This window comes from Streptomyces guryensis (assembly GCF_021261325.1).
Lineage (GTDB): Bacteria > Actinomycetota > Actinomycetes > Streptomycetales > Streptomycetaceae > Streptomyces > Streptomyces guryensis.
This window is the reverse complement of sequence record NZ_JAJSBI010000021.1, coordinates 80,940-96,839: the sequence shown is the minus strand read 5'-3', so window position 1 is coordinate 96,839 and position 15,900 is coordinate 80,940. Positions and strand designations below refer to the sequence as shown.

Below are 15,900 nucleotides of genomic sequence, written 5' to 3'. Positions count from 1 at the left end.
GGGGCTTATCGGGGTCCGATCCTGCAGGTCAGGGATATTATTCAGCGACCGTCGCAGTCACTGCGAACAAAAAAACCTTCCCGGCCCTCCACGTCCGTCGTCACTTACCGTGCAGAGGGGCACACCTGTCGGTACGACACGTCGGGCACGTACGTCCGCCACTGCGCGCCGGTGAGTCCGCCCCCGGCCCGGGAACACAGGACGCGGGCGATGTCGTCCGGGGCGACGGGGTAGCCCTGCAGCAGCACGTCCGGGCCACCGGCGTACAGGGTGGAGCCGTCGCGGGTGAAGGCGAGGGTGTCGATCTCGTCGCGGGCGGTGGGCAGGTCGGTGCCGAGGAGTTGCTGCCCGGCGGTGTCCCACAGGCGCAGGGTGCCGTACTGGCCGCCCACGGCGAGGGTGGAGCCGTCGGGGGAGAAGGCGAGCGCGCCCACGGCCTCCGCTTCGCTGCCGGGGGTCGTGTCGGAGGTGCCGGTCAGTAGGCCGAGGCGGTGGCGCAGGGCGCCGTCCCACAGCGTCACGTGCCCGGTGGAGTCGCCGACGGCGAGCCGGGTGCCGTCGGGACTGAATGCCAGTGCGGTGACCTGCCGGCCGTCGGCCAGGGCGTGCCTGCGCACGCGACCGGACGGCAGCGCCGTGTACTCGTCGCCGGAGTCGGCGAGCAGCCGCCCGTCGGGCCGCAGCGCGAGACTGCCCTGGTAGACGGTCTTCAGGGTGGCCGTCCGGCGGTGGCTGCGAGTGTCCCAGACCTCGGCCGTACTGTCGCCGCCTGCGGAGCGTGCGGCCAGCAGCGTCCGGCCGCCCGGGCCGAGAGCCAGCGCGTAGACGGTGCGGTCCGCCGCGCCGGACGTCTCGAACGAGGTACGGGCCCGGTGCGCACGCACGTCCCAGATGCTGAAGCGCTGCCGCACGGAGCCGTGCGAGGAAACGGTGTCGGCGACGGCGAGGAAGCGGCCGTCCGGGCTGTAGGCCGACTGAGGGGAGCCGTCGCCGGAGTCGGTCGGCAGGGGGCCGAGGGTGGTGCGGGCGAGGAGGGCTCGGCTGCCTGTGGTACGCAGTTCGAAGCGGTAGCCGGTGCCGGAGCGGGTGGCGGTGGCCAGGACGGAGCCGTCCGGGCTGAGCGCGGTCGCGTCGGCCGGCGTGCGCTGCCAGTGGGCGTCCAGGCGGTCGCTCACGTCGTACGTGCGGACCGTGGCGCCGTCCAGATAGCGCAGTGTCCGGCGGCTCGTGTCCGGATCCCAGGCCAGGCCCCTCACCTCGGCGCCGGCCAGCGGCGTGTGGAAGACCTGTCCGCCGCCATTGGCCAGCCGCCACACGGCGATCTCCTCGCCGTCGGCCGTGGCCAGGAACTCCCCGTCCGGGGACAGGGCGGCGTCCGTGAAGCCGGTGGTACCGGCGCTGGCGAAGTCGGCGACCTCTCGCCCGCCGGAGACGTTCCAGACCGTGGACGTGTTTCCCAGGACGGCGGCCAGGCGCCGGCCGTCCGCGCTGAACCGCAGCAGCCGCGAACCGCCGTCCGCCCCCGACCCGGTACCGCAGACGCCGCCGCGTGCCTTCTCCCAGGCACCCGTCACCTTCCCGCCGTGGACGGTGTCCCACACCTGGGGTGCACCGCCGGCCGTGCACAGGGCGAGGAGACGGCCGCCCGGGCCGACCGCGGCGGCGGTGAGGGCACGCGACATGTCCGTGGTGAACAGCGTCTTGCCGTCGCCGACCCGGTGCACGCGCACCGAACCGGTGCCGTCCGTCGGCCCCGTGACGTAAGCGCTGCCGTCAGGCGCCCAGTCCACCGTGTCGCCCAGGTCGGCGACGGTCCTGCCCGAGGTGAGGTTCCACAGCTGGTCGCCGTCCTGACCGATGACCACGAGGAAGCGGCCGTCGGGGCCGCCCTCGGCGACCTCCGTGCCGGCGGGCAGACGATAGGTGGCGGTGACGCGGTGGTCGGCCACGTTCCGGACGGTCACCCTGCCGCCCGTGACGGTGACCAGGGAGCGACCCTGACCGGTGAGGAAGCGCCGGATGTTCTCACCCGTCTGCGGGTCGGTGAAGGCGTCCCGCTCCGGCCGGGCCAGGGCTTCCAGCAGGGCCGAGCGGGACTCGGTCAGCGGGGCGAGCCGCCAGGCGGCGACGGAGAGCCGGGCGGCCGTGCGGGGGTCGTCGGAGAGCAGGCCGGCGGCCACCGTGGCCAGGCGGCGGGCGGCCGCCTTGGCCGCCTCCTCCTCGCTCGTCCGGCCACGCTGCCAGGCCAGCAGGCCCGCGGCCAGCGCGAGCACCAGGAACGCGGACAGGCCCGCGGTGAGCACACGGGTACGGCGGGTGGCCCGTGCCTCGGCGTCCCGTTCGGCATCGCGCGCGGCCCGCGAGGCGTCGAGGAAGGCCCGCTCCGGCTCGGCGAGGTCGTCCTGCGAGGGCCCGTCGAACAACTCCTCGGCCTGGGCCAGCCGCGCCCCCCGGTACAGCACTCCCGCATCCCGGTTCAGCTGCTCCCAGGCGCGGGTCGACTCGCCGAGCAGCCGCTGCGCGCGCAGCCGCTCCCGGCCCTCCTCGATCCAGCCCGCCAGCCGCGGCCAGCCGGTGATCAGGACCTCGTGGGCCAGTTCGACGGTGTCGCCGTCCAGGGTGACCAGCCGGGCGGCGGCGAGGCGTTCCAGCACGTCCTGCGATTCGGGCCCGAGCTCGGCCCGGGACGCCGGGCGGCGCGTGTCGGCGGCGCCGTCGCCGGGGGCGATCAGCCGCAGCAGGATGCGGCGGGCGGTGCGGGCCCGCTCCGGCGCGAGGTCGCCGTAGACCTGCTCGGCGGTCGCGGCGATCGCCCCGCGCACGCCGCCGGCCTCCTCGTACGCGGCCAGGGTGAGGGTGCGGCCGCGGCGCCGGCGCCAGGTCTCCAGCAGGGCGTGCGAGAGCATCGGCAGGGCGCCCGGCTGGTCGATGACCTCGTCGATGATGCGGGCGGTCAGCGCGCGCTCCACGTTCAGGCCCTCGGCGGTCGCGGGCCGTGTGATCACGTCCCGCAGCTCCTCCCGGCCCATCGGCCCGATCAGCAGGGTCGCCCGGCCGACCGCCTCGGCCAGTCGCGGGTGGGTGCCGCAGTGGCCGTAGAAGTCGCCGCGTACGGCGATGGCCACGCGCAGCCGGCTCGCGGGCTCGCGGGCGGATAGCAGCAGATCCAGGAAGCGGTCGCGTTCCGCGCGGTCATGGCAGAGGGTGAACAGCTCCTCGAACTGGTCGACGATCACCCAGGTGTCCGGGCCGCCGTCCTCGCCGTCCCCTCCGTCCTTCGCGACGAGCGCCTGCTCGTGCGTTCGCGCGGGCTGTTCACCAGGGGTGAGCACTCGGATCACCGCCGGGCGGTCGGCGCCCTGCGCCTGCCGCAGTGCCGGGATCAGCCCGGCCCGCAGCAGCGACGACTTGCCGCTGCCGGAGGCGCCGGACAGCACCGCGAACCGGTGCGCGCGCACCAAGCCCAGCAGCTCTCTGACCTGCTTTCCCCGGCCGAAGAAGAGATCACTGTCGCCCGATTCGAAGCGTGCCAGCCCCCGGTAGGGCGCCCGCTCCTCGGCCGAGGGTGCCCGGACCTCCGCGTCCGCCTCCCGCCAGCGCCGCTCCCACTCGTCGGGATCGGCGTCCAGCACCCGGACATATGCCCGCACCAGCGCGAGTGAGGGCAACTGGTCGCCGGCCGCCGCCTGGGACAGGGCCGTCGTCGAGTAGCCCGCCCGCGCGGCCATCTCCCGGTACGGGGGCTTTCCCGCCTTCTCGCGGAGCAGACGCAGGTCGTGCGCGAGCCTCTGTACGGGTCCGGCTTCGGGGTCCACCGGTTTTTCGCGTCGTCCCACCGGGCCGTACCTTTCGACCTGCAAACACACCAGTGATCGCCGCCAACCTACGTTCGGCCGCCGATTCGAGGCAATTGCGGCCCATTCTGCGGACGCGAGGCCGACGCACGACACCGCCGTGTCTCCGACCGGTACGGCCGGAGACACGGCGTGCAGCTGTCCGGATGGCTAGCGCACAGTGCGGTACGCCGTGTGGATGGTCTGGGTGGCGGTGTTGCCGTCGGTGTCGGTCAGGGCCGCCCGGAAGGAGACCGTGCCGGGCTTCTTCGGGTGGGTGAGGGTCAGATACCACTTGCCGGAGCGGTCCGTGTGGACGGCGACCGTCCTCCAGGTGCGGCCGCCGTCGTACGACACGCGCACGGTCAGCGACTTCAGGTGGCCCTTGGCCGCGGCCGGGCCCTGGAGCGAGAGGGGCACCGTGACGCGGGCGCCGGCCTTGGCGGTGTCGGTCAGGCTCAGCTTCGGGTGGAAGCGGACGACGGAGAGCGGGAAGGGGACCCCCTTGGTTTCGCCGTTGTCGCGGGAGGTGAAGGTCCACACCGCGTCCACGTGGTCGCTGGTCCGGTAGTCCTTGGTGCGGTCGGCGCTGATGGACAGCCGGTAGGGGGTCGGTGCGGCGGGCAGGCCGCCGTAGACGTTCAGGCAGGTGTCGTCGGTGGTGGAGGTGAACACCCGGGAGCCGGAGCTGAGCCGGGTGGTGATGGTGGCCTGGGGGAGGTAGGCCAGGTTGCCCGGGCCGTCGGAGAACATCGGCACGCACACGTAGTAGAACCCGCCGAGCCGTTTGGCGCCGGTTCCGGAGGCCGGCGCGACGGCCGGCCCGTGGACACCGCCGTCGAACGTGACCCGGTAGGTGTGGCCCGGCTCGAAGCGGCGGTCGGTGAGGAAGTTGAACGTGTCCTCGTTGTGCGAGCCGTTGCCGATCACGGTGCCCAGGTTCCAGCGCAGCCCGCGGTCGGTGCTCAGGTACTGCACGACGGAGGCGGTCGGCGCCGGGCGCCGGGCGCCTTCCAGGGCGAGGGACGCCCGGCCGAGCTGCGGCCAGTCGGGGATGGACCAGTTCACCTGGGGCGTAGTGTCGGCGCCGCTCAGGGCGGTCGCGACGGAGGTGTTCACCCGGGCCATGTCCCGGGTACTGGAGAAGCTCCGGTTCAGACCGGTGAAGAACGAGCCGGTACGGGTGGTGACCAGGTTGTACGCCGGGGAGACGGCGGTGCGCTGCCAGATCCCGCCGAACTGGGCGACGAAGGAGCCGGCCGCGGTGGAGGAGCCGATCTGGCCGAGGGCGGTGTCACCGGCGTCGACGGTGTTCCCGCCGGCGTAGTCGTAGGCCGGCTTGGCGCCACGGGCCGCGAAGAGGACCTGCGCGTCGCGCGCGGTGGCCCGGCGGTCGGGGGCGGTGATCTTCACTGGCTCGGCCCTGCGCCCGTCGAGGGCGAGGCTGGTGTCGTGGTCGAGCGTCAGGCGGGGTGCCACCAGCAGGGCGGTCTTTCCCCGCGAGTCGGTGGTCTGGGCGTCGACCACATAGTGCCCCTTGGGCAGCCGCAGGGTGACCGTGCCGTCGGGGTGGTTCTTGCCGTCGTCGAACGGCGTGTACTGCTTGCCGGTGTCCAGGTTCGCCACGGTCACGCCGGGCGCGTCGTCGCGCTTGCCGTCGCGGCGGGTGACGGTCAGCTTCAGCTTGTGCGACTCCACCTCGCGGATGACGCCCAGGGCGGTGCGCACGCTCTGTCCGTCGCCGCTCGCGGTCACCGCGCCGGAGTAGGCGCCGTCGGCGCCGCCGAGCCGGGTGTCGGCGGTGACCGTGGCCTGCGCGGTGCCGCCGGCCGGGACGGTCAGCCGGGCCGGGGAGACCGTGAACATGCCGGCGGGTGCGCTGCCGCCGTCGGGGCCGGTGACGTCGGAGGCCAGGTCCAGGGTGACGGGCTTCGTGCCCGAGTTGCGGTACGTCAGCGTCCGGGGCGTCGGCTGGTCGTCGTCGTGCGGCCACTTGGCGACGCCGAAGCCGACGGAGGACGGCTCGGTGGCGGCGGTGGCGCCGGTCGCCTGGTTCAGGTCGACCCGGCCCGCCCCGGCCTCGTACGCGGTGGTGCCGGTCAGCGGCTTAGCCGAGGCGGTCAGCGCGGCCTTGATCCGCTCGCCGGTCCAGTCCGGGTGCTCCTGGGCGAGGATCGCGGCGGCGCCCGCGACGTGCGGGGTGGCCATGGAGGTGCCCGACATCTTCACGTATCCGGGCGCCACCTCCTCGCCCTCGCTGCCGTGGGCGGCCCGCGCGGCAACGATGTCGACTCCGGGCGCGGCGATGTCCGGCTTCAGCGCGCCGTCCGCGGTCGGGCCGCGGCTGGAGAAGTCGGCGACCTTGTCGTGCCGGTCCACCGCGGCGACGGTCAAGGCCGACGCGGCCGAGCCCGGAGTGCCGACCGTGGTGTCGGAGGGGCCGTCGTTGCCGACAGCTATCACGAACAGGGCGTGGGAAGAGGCCGACAGGCTGTTGACGGCCTTCTCCAGCGGGTCCACCCCCGGGGTGTCGGTGTCGCCCAGGCTCATGCTGACGACCTTGGCGCCCTGTGCCACGGCCCACTGCATACCGGCGATGATCGACGAGTCGGATCCGACGCCGGTGTCGTCCATGACCTTGCCGACCAGCAGCTTCGCGCCGGGCGCCACACCCTTGTACTTGCCGTGGCTTTCCGCACCGGAGCCGACGATGGTGGAGGCGACGTGGGTGCCGTGGCCCTGCCTGTCGTCGGTCGACCCGGTGTCGGAGCCGGTGTCGGAGCCGGCGAAGTCCTTGGTCTTGAGGATGCTGCCCTTGAGGTCCGGGTGGGTGGCGTCGACGCCGGTGTCCAGGACGGCGACCTTCACGCCCTTGCCGTCGTAGCCCTGCTTCCAAGCCGCGGGGGCACCGATCTGCGCGACACCGCCTTCGGGATCGAGGGCGTCGCTGTCCTGGGCGGCCACCTTGACCTCTGCGTCGAGCCACACCCGGTCGATGCCGGGCGCGGCGGCCACGGCGGTGTGGCCGGCGACCGGGGTGGTCAGCGCCCGCCACACGTCGTCGATGTCCGGCTTGTCGACGGACAGCGCCACGCCACGGACGGCGGGCAGCATCCGCTCGACGTCGGCGTCGGCGGCTGCCAGGGCACGTCGGGCCCCGGCCTGGGTGCCACTGCCGCCCCGGTAGGAGACGATCAGCGGCACCTGCTTGCGATGGGCGTCGTCGTAGCCGTCCTTGAAGAGCTGCGTGATGTCGAACAGGCGACGGTCCAGCCGCCCGCTGTCCAGCAGCCGGGTCGCGTCCTGCGGGACGACGTAGGTGTGGCCCGCGAACCGCCGTATCGAGAAACCGATGTGCCCGCGGCCCGTGCCGCGCCGCACACCGGTCACCCGGCCCGTGCCGTCCATGCTCACGGTGTCACCGGTCACCAGCGTCACGTGGACGCCGGCCCGGGCCGACCCGCTCGCCGCTGAGGCCGCAAAGTTCGCCGGCGAGCCCGCTGCCGCCGGGGTGACGACGGTGGCGGTGAGCCCGGCCACCGCCACCACGGCAGGTATCCCGTACACGGCGCCCCGTGCCGTCAACCGCTTCCGTGTCCGGCTGTGCTTGTTGCGCAATGTGTTGTCTCGCTTCCCCGTAAGTCAAGTGGGTGGGTGGTCGCGGATGAGGCCCGTCCGCGCGGGCGCACCGGCGGCCCGGGCCCACACAAGGGGGCGTGTGAACCTGGGCCGCGTGAGCCGTCGGCGGTGCAGTACCGTCGGCCGTGAACGAGTCTTGGTCTCCTGGGAATTGGTCAGTAGCTCCTCTCGGGCAGTGAAAAATCGAGGGAGATGGCTGTTCGCGCGCGATCTCGGCCATTTGGCCGGTGTGCGCGGCTCGCTGTGTCGCGGAAGATGGCCTTTCGGCTGACCCGGCCGTGCCGGTGAAGGGATTAGGGTCGCGCCGTGGATCTCCCGAGCAGCGTGCGCGCCATGGGTGCGTCTCCCGCAACGGCCAGCCGTCGTCGGGGCCTTCTGAGAGCGTTCGGCATCGTCCTTCTGCTGTTGGCGGCAGGTGGGGACGTGCTGTTGGCCGGCGCCGACGGCGGTTTGTGGTGGCCTCAGCTGGTGGTGCTTCCGGTCGGTCTGGCGGCGCTCCTGTGGCCCGCCGCCCGGCGGCCGAAGTGGCTTACGACGGTGGTTCGCACCGCCGTGCCCGCGGTCCTTTCCGGCGCCGTGACGGCTGCCGTGTTCCTGTCCGGCAGGGAGGCGCTGTCCGGACCCGGCGAACTCGCGATCCTGCTGTGCCTGCTCCTGATCGCGGTGCGTGACTGCCGCGTGCGGTGGGCGGCGGTGTGCGGCGTTCTGGACGGTGCCGCGATTTCGGCGCTGCCCTACAGACAGGCCCCCGGCGACTCGGCCGTCAACCCGTTCGCGATGCTGGTGCTGGCCGGCGTGGTCGCCGGACTCGGCGGGTACCTGCGCGCACTGGACCGCCGCCGCCGTGTAGCGGTCACCGAGACCCAGCGGGCCGAACGCCTCGCCATGGCCGCCGACCTGCACGACTTCGTGGCTCACCACGTCACCGGGATCCTGGTGCAGACGCAGGTGGCCCAGCTCCTCGCCACGACGGACCCCCAGCGCCTGAACGGGATCCTGAAGGACGTCGAACGCTCCGCCACCGAAGCCCTCGCCTCCATGCGTCGCACGGTCGGCCTGATGCGCGAGGCGCCGGAGGCCGGTGACACCGACCGCAACCCGAGGGGCGATCTGGCCGCGCTGCCCGAGCTGGTGGAAGGCTTCGCCGGACCCGTCGGCCCCAAGGCCGTGTTGCGCCGTGATCCCTCGGTGCCCGATGGGCTGCCCCATGAAATGCAGGCCGCCGCCTACCGGGTCGTCCAGGAAGCCCTGACCAACGTGCGGCGGCACGCCGCGGACGCCACCGAGGTGCTGGTCGGCCTGGCCTACGACGGCCGCGTGCTGGAGGTCACGGTGCGCGACGACGGCCGTGGCGGCACCCGGCTTCCCCAGGCCGCGCGCGGCGGCGGCTTCGGCCTGGTCGGGCTGACCGAACGGGTCACCGCGCTCGGCGGCAAGCTGCGCACGGGACCCCGCCCCGACCGCCGGGGCTGGGAGGTCACGGCGAAGCTGCCGATGGAGAAGCCGCCGTCGTGACCTTTGTGGCACGCTCTGCCACGCCGTAGAGAGCAGGAGCGCGGCCGCCGGCGCCTTGAAAGAGACCGGCGGCCGGTGCCGGTAGTCGGGTGAGACCCGCGACGTCACGGTGCGGTTCGTTCCTTGCCCGGCCCGCCGACTGCAGAATCCGGGCTGCGGTCGTCCCGGGCGGAGAGGACCACGTCCCGACCGGCGCCGGGGGCTCGTGACGTCCCGTCATCCGCCGTTCGGCCGAGCCCCAGCCCGTCCAGGCCGGTTGCTCATGGCCGTTCGACCGAGGCGGCGGCCCTTGCCACGAGGGGAGATTGGAAGCTCGTCAGATGACAGGGGCAGGAGAGATGTACATGACTATCCGGGTGGTCGTCGTGGACGATCAGGACATGGTGCGTTCGGGGTTCGCGGCCTTGCTGTCGGCGCAGAGCGACATCGACGTCGTGGGGGAGGCGCCCAACGGCCGGCTCGGCATCGAGGTCAGCCGCAGCACGCATCCCGACGTGGTGCTGATGGACGTACGGATGCCGGAGATGGACGGGCTGGAGGCAGCCCGACAGCTGCTGGATCCGCCGCCCGGTGTGGTGCACCGCCCCAAGGTGCTCATGCTGACCACCTTCGACATCGACGACTACGTGTACGAGGCCCTGCACGCCGGGGCCAGCGGCTTCCTGCTGAAGGACGCCCCGGTCGCCGAACTGGTGCAGGCGGTGCGGGTGATCGCCGCCGGTGAGGCGCTGCTCGCCCCCTCCGTCACCCGACGCCTCATCGAGGACGTGGCCCGGCGCCGCCCCACCCCCCGCCGGGACGCCCGGCTCCGACTGAACGGCCTCACGCCACGGGAGACGGAGGTTCTGCTCCTGGTGGCGCAGGGCCTGTCGAACGCGGAGATCGCTGCGAGTCTCGTGGTGGCCGAGCAGACGGTCAAGACCCACATGACCCGGCTTCTCACCAAACTCGATGCCCGCGACCGGACCCAACTCGTCGTCCTGGCCTACGAGTCGGGGCTGGTCGCCCCGGGGATGTCCCAGCCTGCCCCGGGCACCTGATACCCGGGTGTGACACCGGAGTCGGCACCTGGGTGCGACGTGCCACCTTCATCGCAGCTACGCTCACGATCTCGACCGGGCCCGCGAGAAGCAGCGGGAACTGCTCGCGCCGCCGACCTCGCTGAAAGCCCAATTCGACGGCATCGAGGCGGAGATCACTTCCTGCTGCGCAAGACCCGCCCGGAGAGGTGGTGGAGATCGGCACCTTCCTCGGCTGGTCCACCACCTGGATCCTCCAGGCCCTGAAGGACAACGGCACCGGCCACCTGTACTCGTACGACATCGTGGACCACGTCGCACGCAACGACACCTCCCCCTCGCCGCCGTACCCGAATCGAGTGGTCCGGGCCGAGGCGTCGGCCCCGCCCGGGGCACGAGCACGCTGCGGGCTCCTACGCGGATGCCGTAGGGACCAGGCGGCCGTGGAAGATGAGTGAGGCCGCCTGTTTGAGACGGCGGACGCGGATGCTGACCTCGTAGGCGTCGATGCCGTCGATGGCGGCGACGCTGGTGGTGAGGTAGCGGTAGAAGTCCTCGGCGTCGCGGCAGATGACGCTGACCATCAGGTTGTGGTGGCCGCTGATGGCGCCGGCGAAGGCGACCTCGGCGTGCCGCGCGAGCGCCTCCCCGGCTTGTTCGAGGCGGGCGGGGGCGACGCGCAGCCAGAGGGTGGCGTTGAGGGTGTGGCCGAGGCGCTCGGGCAGTAGTTCTACGTCGTAGAAGAGCGTGCCCGAGGTCTCCAGGGCCTCCAGGCGGCGGGCGACGCGGGCGTTGGACCAGCCGGTGAGCTCGGCGAGGCGGGTGTGGGTGGTGCGGCCGTCCTCGGCGAGGGCTTCCAGCAGGGGGGCGTCCTCGTCCGTGGGGGGCCGCAGTGGGCCGGCGGGGACGGTTGGCCGGTCGGACGTGAGTTGCCGTACCTGTTCGAGGGTGAGGCCGTTGCCGTAGGCGGTCCATTCGCTGGTGCCGGTCTCGCCGAAGGGGTGCAGGAGGAGGTCGATGCTGACGTCCAGGACCGAGGCGGAGCGGGGCAGTTGGCGCAGGAGGATGTCGTCGCGCTCGGCCTCGACGGCGGAGCGGATCATGCAGATGATCTCCGAGCCGCCGGAAGCCAGGTTCGCGTAGGCGATGTCCGGCCGCTTGGCCAGGGAGTCCGCCAGGGGCCCGACCCGGTCGGGGCGGGAGCGAATGCGGGCCACCCACTGTGCCTTGCCGTGGACGGCCGGGTTGACCAGGCCGACCACGCGCATCACCCCGCTGCGGCGCAGGGCGTGGTAGCGGCGGGCGGCCGTCTGCTCCGACACGCCGGTCACTTCGGCGATGTGCCGGAACGAGAGACGGGGTGCGCACTGGAGGGCGTGGAGGATTTTCATGTCCACATCGTCGATCACGAGTGGAGTGTGACACATTTTCGGAGCTGCATAGAGGTTTCTGCTCGTCTTCAGCAATTGGCTTCGTAGTTATGGGCTGCGAGGCGGATGCTGGTCATGTCCAAAAGAAAGGGCGTGACTCCCATGGGTACGCGGCTGGCGCCGGCGGCGGTCTGTATCGGCACCTTCGTCCTGCTGGCGCACCTCACCGCGACGGACGTGACGCCGTCCCATCGGACGGCGCTCCCACGGGCCGGTCTCTCCCGCATCCAGCGGGCGATCGATGACATGGCCCCGGTGCCCGCGGCGGCTCTCCTGAGGGCTGCCCGCCGCGGCGTCGCCGTCGCTCCCTGACCGGCCCGCGCCGGCCGACGAGTCGGTGGCACCACCGCACAAGGGCAGTACCACTTCCCGAGAGAGGCATTCGTCCCCGTGGACCTCACCGCCGACGCCTTCCGCTCGACACCCCATTCGAGCGTGCTCGTTCCCGAGCCGAGCTGCAGGCCCATCCGGCCGCGCACCGGGCGGAGTTCGGGCTGACAGCGACGTAAACGGCGGAGCGCTGTCGCCAACCTACGTCTGGAGGACGCCACCGGCTGCGTCGCCCAGGCAGGGGCTGCCGACTTCGGCATGGCAGTCCCTGAGCACCACCCACCCCTCCCCACCCAACCGACTGCGGCGCACCACGCCGTACGGGAGAAAACGGAGAATTTCCGTGAACGTCATCACACCGGCGAGCGGGTCGACGGACAGGCGGGCGGCCACCATCGTCATGGCCTGCCTCGGCGTGTTCGTCGCCTATCTGCCGATCACCACGGTCGCCGTCAGTCTGCCCGCCGTCCAGCGGGCGCTGAACACCTCGACCGCGCAACTGTCGTGGGTCCAGGACGCGTTCGTCCTTCCCATGGCCGCCTTCATCCTGACCGCCGGCGTGTTCGGCGACGTCCACGGCCGCAAGAAGGTCTTCCAGGCCGGCCTGTTCTTCAGCGCGGCCGGCGCGGCCGTCGCCCTGTGCGCGCACAACATCGAGACCCTGTGGGCGGGCCAGGCACTGGCGGGCCTGGGTTCGGCGGCGCTGCTGCCCACCACGCTGGCGCTGATCAGCCACGCGGTGCCCGACTTCCGCGAGCGCGGCAAGTTCATCGGTATGTGGGCCATGGCCCTGCTCGCGGCCCTGGCGGTCGGCCCGGTCATCGCCGGCGTGATCCTCGACCACTACTCATGGCGCTGGATCTACCTGCTGTCCATCCCCCTCTCGCTGGTCGCGATGGCCGTCGCCGCCCCGCTGCTGACCGACTCGCGCGCCCCGCACGGACGCAAGCTCGACTGGCCCGGCCAGATCACCGCCGCCGTCGGCGTCACCGCCCTGGTCTACGGCGTGATCGAGGGCGGCGCCGACTCCTTCACCACGCCGAAGGTGGTCGCCGCCCTCGCACTGGGCGTCGTCGCACTGATCGCGTTCGTCGTCGCGGAGAAGCGCAGCGCCAGCCCCATGCTGGACCTGGCGGTCTTCCGCAGCGCGGCCTTCACCGCCACCGCCCTCATCGCCCTGATCACCTTCCTGGGGCTGATCGGCTTCTTCTTCGTCCTCAGCCTGTACTTCGGCATGGTCCAGCAGCTCGGCACCCTGGAGGCAGGCGCCCGCCTGCTGCTGGTCCCGGTCGCCGCGATCGTGGCCGGCGCCCCGGCCGGCCGCCTCATGCACCGCGTCCAGGCCCGCTGGATGATCACCGGGGGGCTGGTGCTGATCGCCGGGTCCCTCCTGGCCATGACCAACCTCGATGCCGACACCTCCTACGGCTCCATCGCCTGGCGCCTGATCGTGCTGGGCGTCGGCCTCGGCCTCGTCACTACCCCGATGACGGCCACCGCCGTTGCCGCCGTGCCGCACCAGCTGGCCGGCATGGCCTCGGCCGCCAACAACGCCTTCCGCCAGGTCGGCGGCGCGCTCGGCCCGGCCGTCCTGGGCGCCCTGCTGTCCACCCGCGCCGTGCACACCCTGCCCGGTCACCTCGCCGACGCAGGTGTGACGGGCACCCAGGCCCACACCATCGTCGCCACCGCCAAGGACGGTGGCCTGGGCGCGGTCGCCGGGATGAACCTCGGCTCCACCGCCGGACAGGTCTACGGCGCCCTGGGCGACTCCCTCATCGACGGCATGCGGCTGTGCCTCATCGTGGCCGCGGTGCTGGTACTGATCGCCGCCGTGTGCGCGGCCACCCTCCTGCGCCGCCCCAGGCAGGCCGCAGCGGCCGGTGTGAAGGCCGCAGACACGGCACAGCACAGCCGCCCCGACGCCGCCGAGAAGAACGAGACGATGGCCACCGCCAAATCCCACGGTCACCGGCGCGGCTGACCGGCCGACGAGGAAGGGGGCGGGGCATCGTCTCCCGGGCCGTTCACAGGGCCCCGGAGACGATGCCCCGCCCCCCGCCTGCCGGGACCAACTCCCGCACACCAAGACCCGGGGAACGCTTCGTTCGGCGACGCGTCTTCGGGTCTTGGCATCGGACCGGGCGCCCTCGTCCTCAGCCTGCTGATACCGCCTTTGAAACCAGCCGGAAGAAGAGCCGGAGGCGGCGGTTGCGGTCGCCGCGCACTGAGCCTCTCTCTGCTCACCGAGCACCGCTGTCTCCCACTGTCTCCCACGGCGGTCGTACGGGCTGCGTCTGCGGGGGTGTACCGGACGGCTGTGCCCCGCTCCGTCAGAAGGACGTCATGCCTCAGCACCAGTGGACCGCACAGGTCATCGCCGCTGCATCGGCTTCCCCGGCCGCCGCTTTCTCCGATGCGCCAGCATCCGGCGTATTCGGTCGACGTCGTGCCGGCCCCCGGCTGGACGAGCTATCGCCATCGGCATCGCTACCAGACGTTCGACGTCACCGGCCTGCTGCGGCCGGGCCCCAACGTGTGGGGCGCACACCTGGCCGACGGCTGGTACCGGGGACTGCTCGGCTTCAACGGCGGTACCCGGAACCTGTACGGCTCGCACACCGGCCTGTTCGCGGAACTCCACATCACCTACGCCGACGGCACCACCCACATCGTCACCACCGGCCCCGGCTGGCGCGCGGGCATCGGACCGGTCGTCGCGAGCGGGCTGTACGAGGGCGAGACGTATGACGCCCGTCTCGGACAGCCCGGTTGGAGCGCACCGGGATTCGACGACTCGGCGCCGGGTCTTTCCGGGCCGTGCCACTTCGCCACGCGGTGAAGGCTGCGACCGTCGCCTTCCCTCGCCGTCTCGTCGGCGGACTCCAGGGGACGGTGATCCGGACATGGGCGGTCTGCCGGGGCGTTGTGGCGACGGACTTCGGCGCGGGCGCCGGGCACCGCCTGCCGTGGGCGATGTCCGCGCAGATCGTGGCCCGGACCAGTCCGGTGAGCCTGCACCTGGGCACTCCTGGGCGCCGACAGGGCGCTGAAGTCCGCCCGGCCACCGCCCTACGGGTGTGCGAGCCGTTTGACCTGACGCAGGACGGACGAAGTCTCCGCCCTCCCGATGCCCTCGACGCCGCGGATGCCGCTGATGAGGTAGGCGTACAGCTCTCTGCGCGTGGCGAAGTGCGTGGAGACAACGACGTTGGAGTCGCCCGTGACGGCCGCGGCGAAGTTCACCTCCGGGTGGCCGGCGAGGTCGTGTCCGACGCGGGTCAGGTGGGCGGGGGCGACGGTGAGCCACAGCAGCACCCGGAACCCGTGGTCGAGCTGCTCATGGTCGAACTGCACGGTGTAGTGGAGGACACCTGCCGAGCGCAGACGCTCCAGCCTGCGCCGGACGGCCGACTCCGACTGGCCGGTGACCTGGCCGAGTTGGGTGAGGGGCGTTCGTCCGTTGCGTCGCAGCGCCGCCAGGAGCACATCGTCCGAGGCCGGCCGTGGGATCGGTTGGTCGGACGACTCCGCGGGCGGAGGGCGCAGCGCGGCCTCCTGCTCATGGGCGAGCGCAGCGATGCGGTGGACCGGGCCGAGCGCGCCCTTGTGGAAGGAATGCAGCACACAGTGGGCGCTGACCGACGTGACCCCTGCGCTGAGATGGAGCCGGTCCAGGACGAGTCCGTCCGTGTCACGCACGCCGCACACCACCTCGGTGCCTCCGGAGGCCACGGCGACGTAGACCGTGTCAGGGCGCCGGGCCAGCGTGTCCGCCAGGCTCTCGGCGGCGTCGGGCACACAGCCCAGCCGGACGATCCAGCTGACCCCGCCCTGCCTGCGGTCGTCGGTCATGCCCACCACCCGCAGGTTCGCGAGGGTGCACAGCCGCTGGAAGCGGCGGGCGACCGTCCGGTCGGAGACGCCGAGCACGGCCCCGATACGGCTGAACGAGGCGCGCCCGTCGATCTGCAGAGCCCGCAGCAGCTGGACGTCGAGTGTGTCGAGGACGTCGCGTGCCGGGGAGTTCACGGGCATGTCCAGCTCCAAGGCTCGGTGTCGGGGCGGTCGGTCGGGGCCCGGTGCTGTCTGTCGCGGGGAGACCCGGGACCCATGGGGGAGTACGGTCCCGGG

General features: G+C 72.4%; 10 protein-coding genes. 6 read left to right on the top strand and 4 right to left on the bottom strand.

Features of this window, described 5'->3' with window-relative positions:
* Nucleotides 1–104: 104 nt before the first annotated feature.
* On the bottom strand, nt 105–3,836 hold the full coding sequence (locus tag LJ657_RS33440; protein WP_232652643.1) for an nSTAND1 domain-containing NTPase: 3,732 nt from the start codon (nt 3,834–3,836) through the stop codon (nt 105–107).
* Between the two features lie 168 nt (nt 3,837–4,004).
* The gene (locus LJ657_RS33435) at nt 4,005–7,400 is read right to left on the bottom strand and encodes a S8 family peptidase (RefSeq protein ID WP_232652642.1); all 3,396 of its coding nucleotides are present in this window, start codon (nt 7,398–7,400) and stop codon (nt 4,005–4,007) included.
* A gap of 495 nt (nt 7,401–7,895) precedes the next feature.
* Between LJ657_RS33435 and LJ657_RS33430 the strand changes: the two genes are divergently transcribed.
* The 3 genes from LJ657_RS33430 to LJ657_RS33420 all read left to right on the top strand — a co-directional run bounded on the left by LJ657_RS33430 (nt 7,896) and on the right by LJ657_RS33420 (nt 10,464).
* Entirely contained in the window at nt 7,896–8,987 is a 1,092-nt protein-coding gene (locus tag LJ657_RS33430; RefSeq protein ID WP_308117099.1) for a sensor histidine kinase, read from the top strand.
* 344 nt (nt 8,988–9,331) lie between these two features.
* Nucleotides 9,332–10,027, top strand: coding sequence for a response regulator (locus LJ657_RS33425; protein WP_232652641.1), 696 nt, complete (start codon nt 9,332–9,334; stop codon nt 10,025–10,027).
* Between the two features lie 191 nt (nt 10,028–10,218).
* The gene (locus LJ657_RS33420) at nt 10,219–10,464 is read left to right on the top strand and encodes a class I SAM-dependent methyltransferase (protein ID WP_232652640.1); all 246 of its coding nucleotides are present in this window, start codon (nt 10,219–10,221) and stop codon (nt 10,462–10,464) included.
* Here LJ657_RS33420 and LJ657_RS33415 read toward each other — a convergent pair.
* Entirely contained in the window at nt 10,420–11,415 is a 996-nt protein-coding gene (locus LJ657_RS33415) for an Lrp/AsnC family transcriptional regulator (RefSeq protein ID WP_232652639.1), read from the bottom strand. The two genes, LJ657_RS33420 and LJ657_RS33415, sit on opposite strands and share 45 nt — an antisense overlap.
* A gap of 96 nt (nt 11,416–11,511) precedes the next feature.
* On the opposite strand from LJ657_RS33415, the gene LJ657_RS33410 reads away from it, so the two are divergent.
* The 3 genes from LJ657_RS33410 to LJ657_RS33400 all read left to right on the top strand — a co-directional run bounded on the left by LJ657_RS33410 (nt 11,512) and on the right by LJ657_RS33400 (nt 14,608).
* The gene (locus LJ657_RS33410) at nt 11,512–11,748 is read left to right on the top strand and encodes a hypothetical protein (RefSeq protein ID WP_232652638.1); all 237 of its coding nucleotides are present in this window, start codon (nt 11,512–11,514) and stop codon (nt 11,746–11,748) included.
* A 361-nt stretch (nt 11,749–12,109) separates the two neighbouring features.
* The gene (locus LJ657_RS33405; protein WP_232652637.1) at nt 12,110–13,750 is read left to right on the top strand and encodes a DHA2 family efflux MFS transporter permease subunit; all 1,641 of its coding nucleotides are present in this window, start codon (nt 12,110–12,112) and stop codon (nt 13,748–13,750) included.
* A gap of 432 nt (nt 13,751–14,182) precedes the next feature.
* A complete protein-coding gene (locus tag LJ657_RS33400) occupies nt 14,183–14,608 on the top strand; it encodes an alpha-L-rhamnosidase N-terminal domain-containing protein (RefSeq protein ID WP_232652636.1) in 426 nt (141 codons plus the stop codon).
* 230 nt (nt 14,609–14,838) lie between these two features.
* On the opposite strand, the gene LJ657_RS33395 is transcribed toward LJ657_RS33400, so the two are convergent.
* Complete coding sequence (locus LJ657_RS33395; protein WP_232652635.1) at nt 14,839–15,804, bottom strand: Lrp/AsnC family transcriptional regulator; 966 nt, start codon at nt 15,802–15,804, stop codon at nt 14,839–14,841.
* Nucleotides 15,805–15,900: the final 96 nt, after the last annotated feature.